The 17601-nt window shown below is 66.6% G+C and carries 17 protein-coding genes; 10 read left to right on the top strand and 7 right to left on the bottom strand.

Annotation, left to right across the window (positions count from 1 at the left end):
• Positions 1 to 40: 40 nt before the first annotated feature.
• Positions 41 to 577: an ATP/GTP-binding protein gene (locus AB0I14_RS11410; RefSeq protein ID WP_358021250.1), complete on the top strand. Its 537-nt coding sequence runs from the start codon at positions 41 to 43 to the stop codon at positions 575 to 577.
• Positions 578 to 580: 3 nt separating this feature from the next.
• Positions 581 to 1144 (top strand): pentapeptide repeat-containing protein, encoded by a 564-nt coding sequence (locus AB0I14_RS11405; RefSeq protein WP_358020422.1) that lies wholly within the window; start codon positions 581 to 583, stop codon positions 1142 to 1144.
• Between the two features lie 3 nt (positions 1145 to 1147).
• On the opposite strand, the gene AB0I14_RS11400 is transcribed toward AB0I14_RS11405, so the two are convergent.
• The gene (locus AB0I14_RS11400) at positions 1148 to 3787 is read right to left on the bottom strand and encodes an FHA domain-containing protein (protein WP_358020419.1); all 2640 of its coding nucleotides are present in this window, start codon (positions 3785 to 3787) and stop codon (positions 1148 to 1150) included.
• Between the two features lie 76 nt (positions 3788 to 3863).
• Between AB0I14_RS11400 and AB0I14_RS11395 the strand changes: the two genes are divergently transcribed.
• The gene (locus tag AB0I14_RS11395) at positions 3864 to 5633 is read left to right on the top strand and encodes a PQQ-binding-like beta-propeller repeat protein (protein ID WP_358020416.1); all 1770 of its coding nucleotides are present in this window, start codon (positions 3864 to 3866) and stop codon (positions 5631 to 5633) included.
• Here AB0I14_RS11395 and AB0I14_RS11390 read toward each other — a convergent pair.
• Positions 5621 to 6511: a diphosphate--fructose-6-phosphate 1-phosphotransferase gene (locus AB0I14_RS11390; RefSeq protein ID WP_358021247.1), complete on the bottom strand. Its 891-nt coding sequence runs from the start codon at positions 6509 to 6511 to the stop codon at positions 5621 to 5623. The genes AB0I14_RS11395 and AB0I14_RS11390 overlap by 13 nt on opposite strands.
• 23 nt (positions 6512 to 6534) lie before the next feature.
• Complete coding sequence (locus tag AB0I14_RS11385; RefSeq protein WP_358020413.1) at positions 6535 to 7758, bottom strand: NADH:flavin oxidoreductase; 1224 nt, start codon at positions 7756 to 7758, stop codon at positions 6535 to 6537.
• Between the two features lie 37 nt (positions 7759 to 7795).
• On the opposite strand from AB0I14_RS11385, the gene AB0I14_RS11380 reads away from it, so the two are divergent.
• The gene (locus AB0I14_RS11380; protein WP_358020410.1) at positions 7796 to 8647 is read left to right on the top strand and encodes a bifunctional methylenetetrahydrofolate dehydrogenase/methenyltetrahydrofolate cyclohydrolase; all 852 of its coding nucleotides are present in this window, start codon (positions 7796 to 7798) and stop codon (positions 8645 to 8647) included.
• Positions 8644 to 8937 carry a DUF3017 domain-containing protein gene (locus AB0I14_RS11375; RefSeq protein WP_358020407.1) on the top strand — a complete coding sequence of 98 codons (294 nt, stop codon included), beginning with the start codon at positions 8644 to 8646 and terminating at the stop codon, positions 8935 to 8937. Before AB0I14_RS11380 ends, AB0I14_RS11375 begins: the two co-directional genes overlap by 4 nt.
• On the opposite strand, the gene erm is transcribed toward AB0I14_RS11375, so the two are convergent.
• From erm to AB0I14_RS11355, 4 genes are all read right to left on the bottom strand, one after another.
• Positions 8934 to 9671, bottom strand: coding sequence for a 23S ribosomal RNA methyltransferase Erm (gene erm / locus AB0I14_RS11370; protein ID WP_358020404.1), 738 nt, complete (start codon positions 9669 to 9671; stop codon positions 8934 to 8936). The two genes, AB0I14_RS11375 and erm, sit on opposite strands and share 4 nt — an antisense overlap.
• Positions 9672 to 9806: 135 nt before the next feature.
• A complete protein-coding gene (locus AB0I14_RS11365) occupies positions 9807 to 10988 on the bottom strand; it encodes a CaiB/BaiF CoA-transferase family protein (RefSeq protein ID WP_358020402.1) in 1182 nt (393 codons plus the stop codon).
• Complete coding sequence (locus AB0I14_RS11360) at positions 10985 to 12133, bottom strand: acyl-CoA dehydrogenase family protein (RefSeq protein WP_358020399.1); 1149 nt, start codon at positions 12131 to 12133, stop codon at positions 10985 to 10987. The genes AB0I14_RS11365 and AB0I14_RS11360 overlap by 4 nt, the downstream gene beginning before the upstream one ends.
• Positions 12134 to 12207: 74 nt before the next feature.
• On the bottom strand, positions 12208 to 13227 hold the full coding sequence (locus AB0I14_RS11355; RefSeq protein ID WP_358020396.1) for an AraC family transcriptional regulator: 1020 nt from the start codon (positions 13225 to 13227) through the stop codon (positions 12208 to 12210).
• Between the two features lie 91 nt (positions 13228 to 13318).
• Between AB0I14_RS11355 and AB0I14_RS11350 the strand changes: the two genes are divergently transcribed.
• The 5 genes from AB0I14_RS11350 to AB0I14_RS11330 are packed head-to-tail and all read left to right on the top strand — an operon-like array spanning position 13319 to position 17588.
• Positions 13319 to 14170 carry a MaoC/PaaZ C-terminal domain-containing protein gene (locus tag AB0I14_RS11350; protein ID WP_358020393.1) on the top strand — a complete coding sequence of 284 codons (852 nt, stop codon included), beginning with the start codon at positions 13319 to 13321 and terminating at the stop codon, positions 14168 to 14170.
• Complete coding sequence (locus AB0I14_RS11345; RefSeq protein WP_358020390.1) at positions 14167 to 15369, top strand: lipid-transfer protein; 1203 nt, start codon at positions 14167 to 14169, stop codon at positions 15367 to 15369. Before AB0I14_RS11350 ends, AB0I14_RS11345 begins: the two co-directional genes overlap by 4 nt.
• A 33-nt stretch (positions 15370 to 15402) precedes the next feature.
• Positions 15403 to 15834: an SRPBCC family protein gene (locus AB0I14_RS11340; protein WP_358020387.1), complete on the top strand. Its 432-nt coding sequence runs from the start codon at positions 15403 to 15405 to the stop codon at positions 15832 to 15834.
• A gap of 1 nt (position 15835) precedes the next feature.
• A complete protein-coding gene (locus AB0I14_RS11335) occupies positions 15836 to 16723 on the top strand; it encodes an SDR family oxidoreductase (RefSeq protein ID WP_358020384.1) in 888 nt (295 codons plus the stop codon).
• 4 nt (positions 16724 to 16727) lie between these two features.
• Positions 16728 to 17588 carry an alpha/beta hydrolase gene (locus tag AB0I14_RS11330; RefSeq protein ID WP_358020381.1) on the top strand — a complete coding sequence of 287 codons (861 nt, stop codon included), beginning with the start codon at positions 16728 to 16730 and terminating at the stop codon, positions 17586 to 17588.
• The last annotated feature ends 13 nt before the right edge of the window (positions 17589 to 17601 follow it).

The following is a 17601-nucleotide window of genomic DNA, read 5'->3' as shown; positions in this document are numbered from 1 at the left end:
CGGCGGCGGCGCCCCCCGACGTGGGGCTGCCTCGACGAAGATCGTCATTTCTGGCGGGTTCGGGGCAGGGAAAACAACATTCGTGGGTGCGGTCTCCGAGATCATGCCGCTGCGTACCGAAGCGTTGGTCACCAACGTCTCTGAGGGCGTCGACGCCCTGGACGGCACCCCGGACAAGCGCACCACCACGGTCGCGATGGACTTCGGCCGGATCACGCTGGACGAGGATCTGGTGCTGTACCTGTTCGGCACGCCCGGCCAGCGGCGGTTCTGGTTCATGTGGGACGACCTGGTGCGCGGTGCGATCGGGGCGATCATCCTGGTCGACGTCCGCCGCCTGCAGGACAGCTTCGCCGCGGTCGACTTCTTCGAGGCGCGCAAGCTGCCGTTCATCGTCGCGGTGAACGAGTTCGACGATGCGCCGAAGCATCCCACCCAGGCGGTGCGCAAGGCCCTGGCGCTGGCCGAACACATCCCGGTGGTGGCCGTGGACGCCCGCGATCGCAACTCGACCAAGGCGGCGCTGATCGCGGTCACCGAGTACTCGTTGAGCACGCTGTCTGCGTTGCCTGGCTGAGGCGTGCTAGCTGACGAAACCGCCTGGGCGGACAGGGAATTCACAGGCCACGATTTCCGCGACGAAGATCTGAGTCGGTTGAGCACCGAGCGTGTGGTGTTCACCGAGTGCGATTTCAGCGGCGTCGACATGTCCGAGTCCCAGCATTCGGGCTCGGCGTTCCGCAACTGTACGTTCCGCCGGGCCACGCTGTGGCACAGCACGTTCACCAACTGCAGCCTGCTGGGTTCGGTGTTCACCGAGTGCCGGCTGCGGCCGATCAAGATTGTCGAGTCGGATCTGACGCTGGCCGTGCTGGGCGGCTGCGATCTGCGGGGCGTCGACCTGTCGGACTGCCGGTTACGGGAAGCCAGCCTGGTCGGGGTGGATCTGCGCAAGGCGGTGCTGCGGCAGGCCGACCTGACCGGGGCGCGGGTGCAGGACGCCAAGCTCGACGAGGCGGATCTGCGCGGCGCCCGCGTCGACCCCACCTTCTGGACCACGGCGAAGCTGCGCGGCGCCAAGATCGACATCAGCCAGGCGCTGGCCTACTCGGCCGCCCATGGCCTCGACGTCCACGGCGGGTAGAACTCAGGCGGATTTCAGTCGGATCCGCCAGCGGACGAACCCGGTGTAGACAACGCAGATCAGTACGAGGATGCCGATGTTGATCAGCCACACCGACGGGGTGTGCTTCCAGTGCGAGTCGGCGGGCAGCAGCGGTGGCGGCACCAGGCGGGTCAGGTCGACGGTCGATGCCGAGGCTGCGAAGCCCCAGCGCGCCGGGGTGATCCAGGACAACTGATCCAGCACGACGCGGTCGGTCACCGGGATCATGCCGCCGGAGAACACCAGCTGGCTCATCACGGTCACCACCAGCAGCGGCATGATCTGCTCGGCCGAGCGGGCCAGTGCCGAAAGCGCGAGCCCGACCATCGCCGAGGCCACACACGTCATCGAGATGTCGATGAACAATTCGAGGTTGCGGCCGCCGATGAAGGCACCGCTGTCGACTGCGCCCGGACCCCAGCCCTTGCCGACGATCGTGATCACCGTGACGATGGCGGACTGGATCACCGCGAACACCGCGAAGACTGCGATCTTGGCCATCAGGTACGCCGTGGTCGACAGGCCGACGGCCTGCTCACGCCGGAAGATTGCCTGTTCACCGATCAGAGCGCGGATGGTCAGCGCGGTGCCCATGAAAATTGCGCCGACGTTGAGCATCACCAGGATCTGGCCCGGTTCGTTGGGGGCCTCGCCCCCTTGGACGGCCGGCACCGGCAGGCCGAACCCGACATCACCGGGCACCGACAACGACAGCACACCCATGATGAACGGCAGCATCAACAGGAACGCGGTGTAGCCGCGGTCGGACACGATCAGCCGGACTTGCCTGCGGGCGATCGTGGAGAGTTGGCGGAACAGGCTGGTGTGCGTCGGCTCGCCGAGGTCTTCCGGTTTCTCCGCGGGTGGTTTCGGGGGTAGGGGGCCGTGCTTGGCGAGGTAACGCTGCTTGGCTCCTTCAGGGTCACCCGCGACGGTGCTGAAGATGTCGGCCCAGTTGGTGGTGCCGAGCTCCTCGCCGATCTCGTCAGGTGGCCCGCAGAATGCGGTCTTCCCCCCGGGCGCCAGCAGGAGCACCTGGTCGCACACGTCGAGATACGTCAGCGAGTGGGTGATGACGAGTACGACGCGGCCGGCGTCGGCCAGCTGGCGCAGCATCGTCATGACCTGGCGGTCCAATGCCGGGTCCAGACCCGAGGTCGGTTCGTCGAGGATCAGCAGTGACGGGCCGGTCAGCAGTTCCAGCGCGACCGAGGCGCGTTTGCGCTGTCCACCGGACAGCTTTTCGACCCGCGTGTCGAGGTGCTTGGTCATCTCGAGTTCTTCGAGCACCTGCATGACGACCTGTTCGCGGTCGGCTTTGGTGGTGTCCGGCGGCAGCCGCAGTTCGGCGGCGTACATGAGTGCCTGCCGGACGGTGAGCTGACCGTGCACGACATCGTCCTGCGGCACCATGCCGATCCGGGATCGCAGCGAGGCGTACTCGGCGTGGACGTCGTGGCCCTCGAACGTGACCGTGCCGCTCGTCGGATGGGTCAGGCCGGCGACCTGTCGGGCGAACGTCGACTTGCCTGCACCCGACGGACCGATGACGGCGGTCAGCATGCCGGGTCGCGCGTCGAGCGAGATGTTCTCGAGCAGCGTCTTGTTGCCCTCGATCGTCCAGGTCAGGGCACGCACCTCGAGCCCCCCGGTGCGGGTGTCGGCCTCGGTCTCGCTGCGGCGCACCAGGGTGCCGCCGGAGAACACCAGGTCGACGTTGCCGATGGTGACCACGTCGCCGTCGTGCAGGACCGCGGAGTCCACCCGCGCGCCGTTGACGAACGTGCCGTTGATGCTCCGCTCATCACGGATCGCGGTGCCGCCGGTCATCGGGATCAACGTGGCGTGATGCCGCGAGGCCAGCACGTCGGGGATGACGATGTCGTTGTCGGTGTTGCGACCGATCTTCACCGCACCTGCCGGGGCCGGGGTGGTGCGCCCGGGCCGCAGGATCTTGAGCATGCTGGTCGCGATGTTGCCGCCGGGCTCGCTGCTCCCGCGATCCGAGGTGGCGGCCGGACCCATCGTCGTCGGCGCCGCGGCCGGGTTCGAGTTGCGAACCGGTTGGGGCTGACGGGCCTGGGGCCCGCTGGGGTGGCCGCTCTGTGGTCCGCTCGGATAGCCGCCCTGCGGGCCGCTGGGATACCCGGTGGGCGGCGTCGGGTAGCGCGGTTGTGGGCCGGACGAGTAGCCGGGGCGCTGCGCCGCCGGCGGCTGGCCGTACTGCTGCCGGCCGGGGGCGGCGGCCTGGGTGGGCCAGGCGCCACTGGGCCGGTTCGCGATCGGTACCGCCGCGGTCGGTGTGCGGCCGACGGACCCTTCCTGGACCCGGCCGACCTCGAATGTCAGCTGTGGGCCGTCCGGGTTGCCGATGTTGACGACCTGGCCGTCGTGGATGTCGATCGTGGGCACCCGGCGGCCGTTGGCGTACATGCCGTTGAGGCTGCCGTTGTCGATCGCGATCCATCGGCCTTGGTCGAAGCGCAGCACCACGTGGGCACGCGAGATCAGCGGGTGGGCGATGCGGACGTCGGCGCGGAGGTCGCGGCCGATGACGACATCGTTGCCCGGGGCGAAGGTACGGGTCGATCCGTCGTAACGAACGGTCAGCGCGGGGCTCATCGTGCTCAACTCTATCGGTAGTTTTCACCGGGGCTGGGCCGTTGAGGGGGTGTCGCGGCGTGTGACGATGACACCCATGGGTTCTGAAGGAGCGCAGAAGGTGGCCGGCCGGGTGCTCGGCGTGCTGCGACAGGTGGGCACGGTGCTGGCCGGGGCGGCGGCGGTGTGGTTGGTGTGGGCCGCGGTGTTGGGTGCCTGGGCGCGACTGGTTGCGCCGCGCAGTGCAGGTGAAAGTGCCTGGTATGTGGTCGGCTTGCACCGGTGGGGCAGCGCCCTGCCGAACTGGATGGCGCTGGCCGTGGCGGTGATCGCGGTGGTGCTGATCGGGGCGATGGCCTACAGCGTCTGGCGCGGACGCACGGGCCGTGACCTGGCGGCCACTCCGGCCGGCGCGGCAGGCGTGGCGGCGGTGCTGTTCATCGCGTACGTCAGCCAGGGCATCCCGGCGTTCTACCGCAGGGTGATGGACAGCGCCCCCGTCACCGCGGCGTTGCCTCTCGGTGCGGCGGCGTGGTGGTTGTGCCTGGCCGGCGCGGCGGCGACGTTCCTCGCCGCGCGGGCCTTCCCGCGGTTGGAACGCGGTGCGGTGAAGTTGCTGGCTGTCGGTGCAGCGATCGCAGTGGTGGTTGCCGCGGCGGTGACCGTGGGTGCGTTGCGGGCCGGTGACGACGGACGCCACGTCGAGGCGACGACGGCTGCCGCTACCGATGTCGCGGCGGTGCCCGCCGCGCTGGGGCAGCGCACGTTCACGGTGCCGGTGCCCGATGCGTTCATCGACAAAGGTGTACCGGCGTACGACATCGATTCTGCCGGGGCCGGTTTCGCGGTGTATCGGGACGGACGCGTCACGGCTTACGGGTCCGACGGCAAGGAGCGCTGGCACTACGCGCGTACCGGGCCGGCAGGTGTGCTCGTCACCGGGATGCGGGTGGTCGACGATGGCGCCACGGTGTTGGCGTTCATCGACGGTGGGCTGGTCGGCCTCGATGCCATCACCGGGAAGCAACTTTGGACCAGCGGCGATCCGGGCGTGCAAGAGGCGGCACGCGGGCGTTTTCGTGTCGCGACCGGTCCGTTCCTCGTAGGTTGGAACGACGAGCACATCTGGACCCGGTATGACGGCCGGACGGGCCGCGTGTTGTGGAGTGTGCCCGCACCACATCCCGGTTGCGGCATTGTCGAACCCTTGGTGACAGCCTCCGGCGTGGTGTCCACGGTTCAATGTGCGGACGGCAAGGTCTGGTTGAGTGTGCTCGATCCCGAAACCGGGGAAATCGGTTGGGATACAGTTCTGTCGGAGAAAAAGATCGACCCGTCGGTGCCGATAGAGCAGCGTTACCTCAAACTCGGGGCCAGGCCGGCGAACGGTGTCGGGGTCTTCGTGTTTCTGCAGGGCTCCGGTTCGCCCGACGGCGCAATGTATGCCGATATCGTTCACCGCACTGTCACCGCGTTGCCGTCTGACGGCCGCCTCGCCGAATCGTACGGTCCCGGTGACGATTTCGTGGTGTGGTATCTGACTGACCGGACTACCCGGCTGACTTTGTTCGGGCCTGACGGGCATCAACGGTGCCAGCTTCCCGACGGTGTCGAGCCGGTTCGGACGAACGTACCGAGCCGACGAGTCGACCAACCTGCCTACGTCGCGTTCCCTGACGCCCTGGTCCTTGCCGACCGCGGCGCGCGGGGTACCGCGGGATCGCTGCGCACCTTCGACGCGAAGACGTGTGCTCAGACCGCGGCGGTGCCTGCCGAATCGGTGGAAGGCCTTGTCCCGGTGCCGGGTGCGGTGTTGGTGTTGCGACGCGACGGGCAGACGCTGCAGATCGACGGCTACACCGGCTGAGTCGGCGTGTTGGCCAAGGCCGGGACCGCCTCTTCGGGGTAGCGGTCCTGGGCGTCCCAGACGTCCCAGGTCTGCACGGCCCAGAACACCGCGAACAGCACGATGAGGATGAGTTCGACGGTGATCACGCCGAAGTGCCATCCGAGGATCAGCAACACGATGCCGACGACGATGGTGACGAGCATGAGCGCGGCGATGGTCGCGTAGAACCGGGCCAGGTGCTGGCGGACGGCAGCCCTGGCGTAGCACGCGTGGTAGACCGCCACGAGCGTGATGGCCAGGAACATCGCCACCGCGGCGATCACGTGTGCGTGCTCGGCGAACCAGTCCCACAGCATCAGCGGGGCGCCGGCGATCGCGATGGCCAACAGTGCTGCCGGAAGCCATTTTTCGACCCGAAGCAGCGCGGTGGCGACGGTCTTCCAGAGGGTGGCGGCGTCGGCGCAGGATGGTTCGGACGCCACGGGTGCCTGTTGCGGCCGGCGCCAGCGGTTCAGCGCCAGATACATCCCGGTGCCGACGGCGACGGCCACGAACAATGCGGCGACGTTGTTGGCGACGCCGCCGAACGGGTCGGTGACCGTGGGAAGCCATGGCCGGCACAGGTCGTCGGGACCCGTCGGCACCAGCGCCACGATGAAGGCCATGAACCCCGAGTAGTTCAGCAGCGCGTCTTCGCCCACCCGGCTGCCCTTGTAGGCGATCAGGCAGATGCCGATCGCGCACAGGGAGGCCAGGAACACCGCGTGGGTGCGGGTGTAGAAGAACGCGCTGATCGACCCCTGCGTGCAACTGTGCGCCCACGTCAACGCCAGCGAGGTCAACAGGAACACCACCAGCGCGACCAGGCCGACCCGCACGTAGCGGTAGGTCACCATCGTGTCGCTGGTGAAATCGGTGCTCACTTCACGAGTGTGTCCGGAGCCCCCGTCACCACGCAATGGGTGTGGCTGTAGATGGTCGGCATGCACATGTTGCAGTGTGTGCACAGCGATTTCACGGAACCGGTTTCGCTCTCGGCCTTGATGCGGTTGAGCAGGTCCGGCTCGGCGAGCAGCGCCCGGCCCATCGCGACGAACTCGAAGCCCGCCGCCATCGCCCGGTCCATGGTCTCGCGATTGGTGATACCGCCGAGCAGGATGATCGGCATGGAGAGCTCGGCGCGGAATTTCTCGGCGTCGCGCATCAGATACGCCTCGTGGTACGGGTATTCGCGGAAGAACTTGTTGCCGCTCAGCCGGATGCCCCAGCTGATCGGGGGTTTGAAGTTCGCCGCGAACTCCTTGACCGGGGCGCCGCCGCGGAACAGGTACATGGGGTTGACCAGCGAGCTGCCCGCGGTGAGTTCGATGGCGTCCAGGCCGCCGTCCTCCTCGAGCCACTTCGCGGTCTGCAGCGACTCGTCGATCGGGATGCCGCCGCGGACGCCGTCGCTCATGTTGAGCTTGGCGATGACGGCGACCTTCTTGCCGCCGTGCTTGTCGACGGCGTCGCGTACCGCGCGCACCACCCCGCGGGCCACCTTCGCCCGGTTCTCCAGCGATCCACCGAACTCGTCGGTGCGCCGGTTGATCAGCGGCGACAGGAACGAGCTGGCCAGATAGTTGTGGCCGAGGTGAACCTCGACCGCGTCGAATCCGGAGTCGATAGCCAGCCGTGCGGCATTGGCGTGCGCCTCGGTGACGTCGCGGATGTCGTCGATCGAGGCCTTCTTGGCGAACCGCATCGACAGCGGGTTGAAGAACCTCACCGGTGCCAGCGCCGTGGCCCTGTTGGTACGCGAGTTGGCCACCGGCCCGGCATGGCCGATCTGGGCACTGATGGCGGCGCCCTCGGCGTGGATGGTCTCGGTGAGTTTGGTCAGCCCGGGCACGGCCTCGGGCCGCATCCAGATCTGCCAGCCGTCGGTGCGGCCACCGGGTGCCACCGCGCAGTAGGCGACGGTGGTCATGCCGACACCGCCCGCCGCCGGTAGCCGGTGATAATTGATCAAATCCTCGGTGACCAGCGCATTGGGGGTGGACGCTTCGAACGTGGCGGCCTTGATGATGCGGTTGCGCAGCGTCACCGGACCGAGTTTGGCCTCACTGAAAACATCAGTGAACACATTGGGCTGGGTGTTCATATGCTGAGCCTGCCACGGGGCTGACACAATGGCACCCGTGGGTTCCATTGTGTTGGACGGTAAGGCCACGCGCGACGAGATCTTCGTCGATCTCAAGCAGCGCGTCGCGAAGTTGACCGAAGCGGGCCGGACGCCCGGGCTCGGGACCGTGTTGGTCGGCGACGACCCCGGCTCGCAGGCCTACGTGCGCGGCAAGCATGCCGACTGCGCCAAGGTCGGGATCAACTCGATCCGCCGGGACCTGCCCGCCGACATCAGTCAGGCCACTCTCGACGAGACCATCGACGAGCTCAACGCCAACCCGGACTGCACGGGTTACATCGTGCAGCTTCCGCTGCCCAAGCAGCTCGACGAGAACGCCGCGCTGGAACGCATCGACCCGGCCAAGGACGCCGACGGTCTGCACCCGACCAACCTGGGCCGGCTGGTGCTCGGTAAGGAAGCGCCGCTGCCGTGCACGCCGCGTGGCATCGTGCACTTGCTGCGCCGGTTCGACGTGCCGATCGCCGGGGCGCACGTGGTGGTGATCGGACGTGGGGTCACCGTCGGCCGCCCGATGGGCCTGCTGCTCACCCGTCGCTCGGAGAACGCCACCGTCACGCTGTGCCACACCGGCACCAGGGATCTGCCCGCGCTCACCCGTCAGGCCGACATCATCATCGCCGCGGTCGGTGTGCCGCACATGGTGACCGCCGACATGGTCAAGCCCGGCGCGGCCGTCGTCGACGTCGGTGTGACCCGGGTAGACGGCAAGCTCACCGGTGACGTTGCGCCCGATGTCTGGGACGTGGCCGGGCACGTGTCACCCAACCCGGGCGGGGTGGGACCGCTGACGCGGGCATTCCTGCTGACCAACGTCGTCGAGCTCGAAGAGTCGAAACTGGCGTGACAGTGAACGAGTTCGTCCGCAAGGTGTTCGCCGGGCAGTGGCCGATCCTGGTGGTCGGGCTGATCTTCATCGCGGCGTTCGTCTTGGTGGTGGCGGGCTACTGGCGCCGCGGCGCGCTGTTCATCGGGATCGGGGTGGGCGCGGCGGCAGCGTTGCGGCTGGCCCTGACCGATGACCGGGCCGGACTCCTGGTGGTGCGTTCGCGGACCATCGACTTCACGACGACCGCGACGGTGAGTGCCATCGTGCTCTACATTGCCTGGACCATCGATCCGCTGGGCACCAGCTAGCCGGCGGCATCGAACAACGCCACCCACTGTTGGGCGGTCAGCTCCCGCGGCAGTGCCGACAGGCGAACTCCGTTGGCGGACAACCAGCGTCGGTCCACGTGCGGGCGCAGGATCTGGGCCAAACCGTGGCCACGGCCGGTGAACACCCGATGCACCAGTGCCTGATACCGGCGCCGGTCGGCCCAGGGGATCAGAGGTTCGCCGCGGCGCTGGATGGTCAGCAGCCCGCCGTCCACGCCGGGCCGTGGCCGGAAGGCGTCCGCGGAAACCTTTCGAGCCAAATCGAATTCGAACCAGGGCCACCACTGTGCCGTCATCATGGTGGCGCCGCCGACGGCAGCCCGACGTCGGGCCACCTCCCACTGCATCACCAGTACGGCGTCGGTCCATCCCGGGCCGTGCAGCAGACGTCGCAGGATCGCGGTGGTCAGGTGGAACGGCAGGTTGCCGACGATGACGTGCGGCACCCGTGGCAGTCGATATCGGAGGAAGTCGGCGCTGATCACCTCCGCCGACGTTCGCTCCGCCAGTCGCCGGGCCCGTCTGCGATCGATCTCGATGGCGGTCAGCGGCCGCCCGAGCCGTTGCAGTGGCAGGGTGAGCGCACCATCGCCGGCGCCGATCTCGACGATGGGACCTGTTGTGCGCGAGACGATTGTGACGATATCGGCGATGACGCGACGATCGCACAGGAAATTCTGGCCGTACTCATGTCGGCCGTGATGAGTTGACACGGACGCTCCGCAGTCGCAGGGACATAGCTGCTGCGGCGGATTTTTCCGGGTAAGTGAAGATCCGCCGCTATGTGATGCGCAAGCGGATGTAGGTCACTGACATGGCTGCCACGTTAGGCAGGGGGCGGCCGGGCTTCAACTGATTTTCGGTGTGGCTTCAGGGCTGCGGCCACGATCGGCTTGGCCCGATCCGGGATGTTCGACAGATCGGGAACTCGCAGACGTGACGGTCCACCGCTCGAGGAGCCGATCGACATCGGCCGGTTCCGTTGACAGTGGTTGCGGCACAGCTGTGGCGGTGCGACTGAACCGCGGTGCTGGTGCAGGTTGCCGGATGCCGTCGATGTCGAGGTAGGCATCCCGCGCATCGTTGTGCGGGTGTTCGTGGGCCTCCCACGGTGAGAGGACCGGTGTGACGCATGCGTCGGTGTCGGCGAAGTGTTCGGCCCACTCGTCGCGGCTGCGTTCCTTGAACTTCGCGCCGACGCGCTGCCTGAGCTCCACCCATCCGGTGGTGTCGAGCTGGAACGGCAGGTCCGGGTCGTCGATACCGAGGTGGGCGAGCATTTGCAGGTAGAACGGGTACTCGACGCATCCGACAGCAACGTGGCGACCGTCGGCGCATTCATAGGTGTCGTAGAACGGTGCACCGCCATCGAGCATGTTGCGGCCCCGTGGTTGATTCCAGAGTCCGGTGGCATGCAGGCCGTGCATGAACGCGGTGTACAGCGCTGAACCGTCGACCATTGCGGCGTCGATGACCTGTCCGGTGCCGGATTGTGCGCGTTCGTACAGTGCGGCGATCACGCCGAGGGCCAGAAGCATTCCGCCACCGGCGAAGTCGCCGATGATGTTGCCGGGTGGGGTCGGGCGTTCGTCGGCGCGTCCGATCAGGTCGAGAACGCCGGACAACGCGATGTAGTTGATGTCATGGCCGGCGGTCTGGGCGAGCGGACCGTGTTGTCCCCAGCCGGTCATGCGCGCGTACACCACCCTCGGGTTTCGGCCCCCGATGTCGGCGGGGCCGATTCCGAGGCGCTCCGCGACCCCCGGGCGGAATCCTTCGACAAAGACGTCGGCTTTGTCCGCGATCGCGTAGAGCTTGTCACGGTCGCCGGGCGTCTTCAGATCAAGGGCCAGACTGTACTTGCCGCGGTCGAGCGGCCCGGCTGGTGGCGTCAGTCCATCCGAGGCGGTGGCGCGATCGACACGCAGGACCTCGGCTCCGAGGTCGGCGAGAATCATGCAACCGAACGGTGCCGGGGCAAGCCCGGCAATCTCGACGACTCTGAGTCCAGTGAGCGGCCCCGCCATCACAGCGCCTTCGCGATGATGGTTTTCATGATTTCGTTGGTGCCGCCGTACACCTTCTGGATGCGGGCGTCGGCATACATGCGCGCGATGGGGTATTCGGCCATGTAGCCGTAGCCGCCGAAAAGCTGCAGGCATCGGTCGATGACCTGGCACTGTTGTTCGGTGAGCCACCACTTCGCCTTTGCGGCAGTGGGGATGTCGAGCTCGCCGCCGAGGTGTTTGACGATGCAGTCATCGAGGAACGCCCACGCGACGGATTTGAGCGTGTCACATTCGGCAAGCTCGAACTGACTGTTCTGGAAGTTGAACACCGGCCTCCCGAACGCCTCGCGCTCTTTGGTGTAGGCGACAGCGAGGTCGACGGCTTTCTCGATCGACACCGCGGCGGCGATGGCCAGAAGCAGCCGCTCCTGCGGAAGTTGTTGCATCAGCTGGAAGAAACCGAGGCCCTCGGTGTCGCCGATGAGGTTGGTCTGCGGAACCCGGACATCGTCGAAGAACAGTTCACAGGTGTCCTGTCCGTGCTGGCCGATCTTGTGCAGGTTGCGGCCGCGACGAAATCCGGCCCGGTCGGTCTCGACGGCGATGAGCGAGACACTGTCGACGGCGCGGCTTTCGGTATCGGTCTTCGCGGCGACAATCACCAGATCGGCGAGCAGTCCGTTGGAGATGAAGGTCTTGGCGCCGCTGATCAGGTAGCTGTCGCCGTCCTTGACCGCTTTGGTCTTGATCGACTGCAAGTCTGATCCGGTACCGGGCTCGGTCATCGCGATGGCAGTGATGAGCTCGCCGGTGGCCATCTTGGGCAGCCACTGCTGTTTCTGGGCCTCGGTGCCGTAGCTGTTGATGTAGTGGGCGATGATCCCGCTGTGCAGCATGCCGCCGAAGCTGGGGGCCAGAGCGCGTACCTGTTCGATTGAGACCACCGCGTCATGCGCGAACGTGCCGCCACCGCCGCCGTATGCCTCGGGAATGCTCAGGCAGAGGAGGCCGAGTTCGCCGGCCCGGCCCCAGACATCACGGTCGACGTGTTGCTGGTCGGCCCAGCGGGCCTCGTGCGGAACGCATTCCGCGTCGAAAAAGCGCCTGGCCAGATCGGCCAGCGCGTCGAGGTCCTTGTCCATCCACTGAGAGCGGTGTTGTGCCATGCCAGGGACGCTATGGCTGACCGATCAGCGCAGCCATGACCGCTGCGATCAGATGGCTTGACCGAAACGCGCGTCTATCGAGGCTGATATGACCGAGGGGCGCTGCCGGTCCAGCGGCGGAACGCCCGGGTGAATGCGCTCGGTTCGGAAAAGCCCAACCGTGCGGAGAGTTCGGCGATGGTCTCGTCGCCGCGGGCGAGGCTGGCGATCGCCGAGTCACGCAGCACCGACTCGCGCAGTTCACGGATTGAGGTGCCCTCCTCGCGGAGTTTGCGGCGCACGCTCTGCGGGCTCAGCGCCACTGCCCGGGCGATGTCGTCGGTGGTCGGCCAGGAACCGCTGGGGCCACGCTGAAGCATCCGCCGGACCCGGTCGGCCAGTGAGGTCGCGTAGTCGCGTTGGACCAGGAAGTCGGCGGGGGCGTTGCGAACGAATGCCTCGACTTCGTCCTGGGTACGGACGATCGGTGCGCTGAGGACCCTGTTGTCGATCACCAAGGCGGCCGTCGGCGCGGAAAACCGCACCGGGGCGCCGAATATCACATCGTAGTCGTCGATGTCGGCAGGCTGCGGGTAGGGCACTTCGACCCGTCGCAACGGCACTGTGGCGTTGATCGCCCACCCGAGGAATCGATGCACGATCGCCAGCAGCGAGTCCACCAGAACGTCGAGCGGACTGTCGACAGCATGTAGGTCGATCGAAAAGGTGCAGTCCTCGGTACCGAATGTGACGCCGACAGGAGGGGTGCCCGGCAACGCGGCGTTGAATTCCACGAATCGCTGTAGCCCGTCGCGTAGGTCGCCGGACGTGCTGAGCAGCGCGTGACAGACCAGCCGGAACGTGCCGCGGGGGACCGGTGTGGTGCCGAAGCCGAGGAGTTCGTCATCGGTGACTCGCCACAGCTCACGCACGAAGATCGCCGCTTGGTCAGTGGTGACCCGGGAGCGGCCCTCGGCCAACAGCATCGGCGAGATTCCGGCTCGCTGCATGACGGCCGCGACATCCCAGCCGTTGGCCAGCGCGAACCGCACGAACGCTTGGATGCGGCCGATCGGCACGGTGGGCGATACGTCGGTTGCCGGTGCTCCGGTCACGTACCGAACCATAGCCCGTGCGCGTTTCGGTCAATTGATCCGAGTGGTTCGGTCATCGGAAACGATCCCGGCGGTCCATAACGTCGATCGCATGTCAGCACCTGAAGGGTTCACCCTCGACCGTCTCGGCCGCTGGGGCGAAGAACAGGAATTCAAAGTCGAGGCCGAGCGCACCATCGCGTACGCGAAGGCCACCAACGATCCGATTGCCGCCCACTTGGACGGGACCTACGCACCGCCGGTGTTCGCAGTCGTCCCGGTCACGGCGATGATGGCCGACGCGACGCTTGCCGTGGTGCCGGATGAGTTGATGATGCGGCTCCTGCACGGAGAGCACGACTTTCGTCTCCACCGCCCGATCGAGCCCGGCGAGCTGCTCACCGTTCGCGCCAAGCCGGTCGGCATCACCGGCAAGCAGTCGGGTGTTGTCGTGACAACTCTGGCCGAGACTCGCAGTGACCGCGGCGATCTGGTCAACGAACAGTATTTCGTCGGCTTCTTCCGGGGCGGCAGTTTCGACGGCACGGTCGGCGATTTGAGTCCTGAGCACGGATTCCCCGAAGAACTGCGTGCCCGCCGGCCGGACCACACCGTGAAGCAACGGTTCGACGACGATCAGACATTCCGCTACGCCGAGCCCGCGGGTGATCCGATGCCCATTCACCTCGACGACGAGTTCGCCAGGGCGATGGGCCTTCCCGGCATCATCATCCACGGCCTGTGCACCATCGCCTTCATCTCACATGCCTTGCTGACCACCGTCAGCCCTGACGATCCGACCCGGCTCAAGCGACTCGCGGTGCGGCTGTCCAAGCCCGCGCTACCGAAGGAAACGATCACCACGTCGGTGTGGCGCCAGGGCGGGCACTACTCATTCCAGACCGCGGGCGACGAAAAGCCCGGCAAGTACGTGATTACCGACGGAAGGGCAGAGTTCGCGTGAGCAATAGGGTGTTCGTCATCGGAGTGGGTATGACGAAGTTCGAAAAGCCCGGCCGCCGTGCCGGTTGGGACTATCCCGCTATGGCCGATGAATCGGGGAACAAGGCTCTCGCTGACGCCGGTATCTCCTACGATCGCGTCGAACAGGCCTATGCCGGATACTGTTACGGCGAATCGACGTCCGGTCATCGCGCCGTCTACGAGCTCGGCCTGACCGCCATCCCCGTTTTCAACGTCAACAGCAACTGTTCGACCGGATCCAGTGCGTTGTTTCTTGCCGCACAGGCGATTCGCGGCGGCATCGTCGACTGCACCCTGGCGCTGGGATTCGAGAAAATGCAGCCTGGATCGCTGGGCACCAACGGATACGAAGACCGCGAGCAGCCGATGCAGCGCCATCTGATGGCGATGGCCGAACTGCGCGAGATCTACTTCCCGCCGGCCCCGTGGATGTTCGGGGCGGCCGGCCTGGAGCACAACGAGAAGTACGGATCAACCCCAGACCACTTCGTGCAGATCGCGGTGAAGAATCACCGGCACTCGGCCAACAACCCGTATGCGCAGTTCCAGGAGCCGTATACCGCCGAGCAGATCAACGACGACAAGATGGTGTACCCCGCGGCCCGCATGACCAGGCCGATGTGCTCACCGACTTCCGACGGGTCGGCCGCGGTGGTCCTGGCGAGCGAACGATTCGTCGATGATCACGGCCTTGCCCATCGCGCGGTCGAGATCGTGGGGCAGGCGCTGGTCACCGACGTCGCCGGCACTTTTGAGTCCGGCAGCTTCGCCACCTTGGTCGGAGCGGACATGAGTCGCGCTGCGGCGCAGCGCGTTTACGAGCAGGCGCAGCTCGGACCGGACGATATCGATGTCATCGAACTACACGACTGCTTCGCGGCGAACGAGTTGCTCACATATGAGGCGCTGGGGCTGTGCGATATCGGTAGCGGGCACAAACTCGTCGATGCACAGGACACCACCTATGGCGGCAGATGGGTGGTCAACCCGTCCGGCGGCCTCATCTCCAAGGGGCATCCGCTCGGCGCCACCGGGTTGGCGCAGTGCACCGAACTGACCTGGCAACTACGCGGCGCTGCCGGAAAACGTCAAGTGGACGGCGCGAAGGTGGCGCTGCAACACAACATCGGACTCGGCGGCTCGGCGGTTGTCACCGCATATCGGCCCGCTGACCGCTGAATCCCTCACCCGCACAAGACAAGGAGAACAACCATGGCACGAACCACCGCATCGAGAGAGATCGTCGCACCGCCGGAGAAGGTGTGGGCGGTCCTCGCTGACCCGCGCCGCAACGCGGAATGGAACACCCTGCACACTCAGTGGAAGGACGAACCGCCCGCCCAGCTGGCCGCAGGTGCGCAGATGACGGCGGTACTCACCATCATGGGGATGGCGAACACCATCACCCAAACCGTCGACCAGTACGACCCGCCCAACTCGTTCTCGGTGTCGGGGACCGGCATGGCCGGCGCCAAGGTCAGCCTGACGACGACAGTTGAACCCAGAGGCGAAGCCTCCCTGGTAACCATCGACGCGGAGTTCATCAGCCAGATGATGGTCGGCGCGATCGGCGGGGCAATCGAACGTGCCTCCAGGAAAGAACTCGAGGCATCGCTGGACAAGCTCGCCGGGCTGGTGAGTTGATATGGGGCGCTTCGATAACCGAGTGGCGATCGTCACCGGCGCCGGGCGCGGGATCGGCCGCGAGCACGCTCTCCTGCTTGCGGCCGAAGGCGCCAACGTTGTCGTCAACGATGCAGGCGGAGCCAACGACGGCCGCGGGGCCGACAGTGGACCGGCGCAGGCTGTCGTGGACGAGATCCGGGCCGGGGGCGGCAACGCGGTCGCCAACACCAGCAGCGTCGCAGCCTGGACCGGTGCGAAAGAACTTGTTGATCAGGCAGTCTCAGAGTTCGGCGGCCTGGACATCCTGGTGAACAACGCCGGTATCCTGCGGGACGGCTTCATCGCCGGGCTGGACGAAAGCCAGTTCGACGCCGTCATCGCCGTCCACCTCAAGGGGCATTTCAACACGCTGCACCATGCGGCCGTGTACTGGAAAGCCCAATCCAAGGCGGGTGATCAGCCGGATGCCGCGGTGATCAACACCGCCTCGGCATCCGGGACATTCTCGGTGCTCGCCGGGCAGGCCAACTACGGTGCGGCCAAGGCCGGCATCGCGGCCCTGACCATGGTGGCGGCCGAGGAACTCGGGCGCTACGGCGTGCGAGTCAACGCCATCGCACCGGTGGCACGCACTCGGCTGACGCTGGCCACTCCGGGCATGGGTGCGATCTTCGCCGAAGAGGTCCCCGAGGGAGAGTTCGATGCCTTCAGCCCAGCCAACATCGCCCCGGTCATGGCGTACCTGGCGAGTGAGAAATGCCCGCTGACCGGTCATGTGCTCGCGGTCCAGGGCGGTGCGATCTCACGGCTGCAAGGCTGGACGATCGAGGAGACGATCGAAGTTGACGGCCCGTGGCGTCTCGATGAACTCCCCGGCTACCTCGACAACTGGGGGACGGGAGCTTAGCCGGATGGTGACGATCGACAGCGCCACCTATGCGGGATACCGGACACGGGAACTGTCGGTCACCGGGGCTGGTCCGAAAGTCATTCTGTTGCATGGCTTTGCGCATCCCGCAGATGCGTGGCAGGCACTTCTGCAACGTTGCGCGGCAGCCGGTATCCCCGCGGTGGCCGCGGATCTGCCCGGTTTCGGTGCCGCGGACCCGTTTCGTGCGGGTCCGCGGTTACCGCAGCTCGACAGATTCGTCGATGAGTTGGTCGACCGGCATGGCACCCCTTCGCCGGCCGTGGTCGTCGGCAACTCGCTCGGCGGTCTGCTCGCCGTGCGCGCGGCCGCCAGATCCGGTGACGACCGCGTCGGAGCTGTGATGCCGGTCAACGCGGCCGGATTTGGCTGGACCCCCATGGGCCGGGCGCTTGCCTTCGCGGCCGGGCGGCGCTTGGGCTGGCTAGGCGCGGCACCCGCACCGGCGCCGGTTCTGCGCCGGATATCTGACGTGATCGCCAGACATTGTCTCTACGGAGACAAACGAGCTGCGGTCGACCCCGTGATGATCCGGCTGCTCACCGACCAACTCCAGCATCGTTCTCAGCGAATGCAGCTCTTGGACCTGGCCCGAGAAATCGTCACAGAGGTGAACGCTGTCCACATCGTGCCCGTGGTGAGATGCGCGACCACGGTCGTGCATGGACGCGTTGACCCCATCGTCTCGCTTGCCGCGGCACGCCGACTCGCGACTGCGATCGACAGGGCGGGACTGAATGTTCTCGACAACGCGGGCCATTGCCCCCAACTGGACGCTCCCGACCGGGTTTTCGTGGCACTGCAGGACCTGGTCGGGATTGTCCGTGACACCCAGTCGGCATGAGATGAAAGGCCGC

Source organism: Mycobacterium sp. NPDC050441 (genome assembly GCF_040655355.1).
Lineage (GTDB): Bacteria > Actinomycetota > Actinomycetes > Mycobacteriales > Mycobacteriaceae > Mycobacterium.
This window is presented reverse-complemented; position numbering and strand designations above follow the sequence as displayed.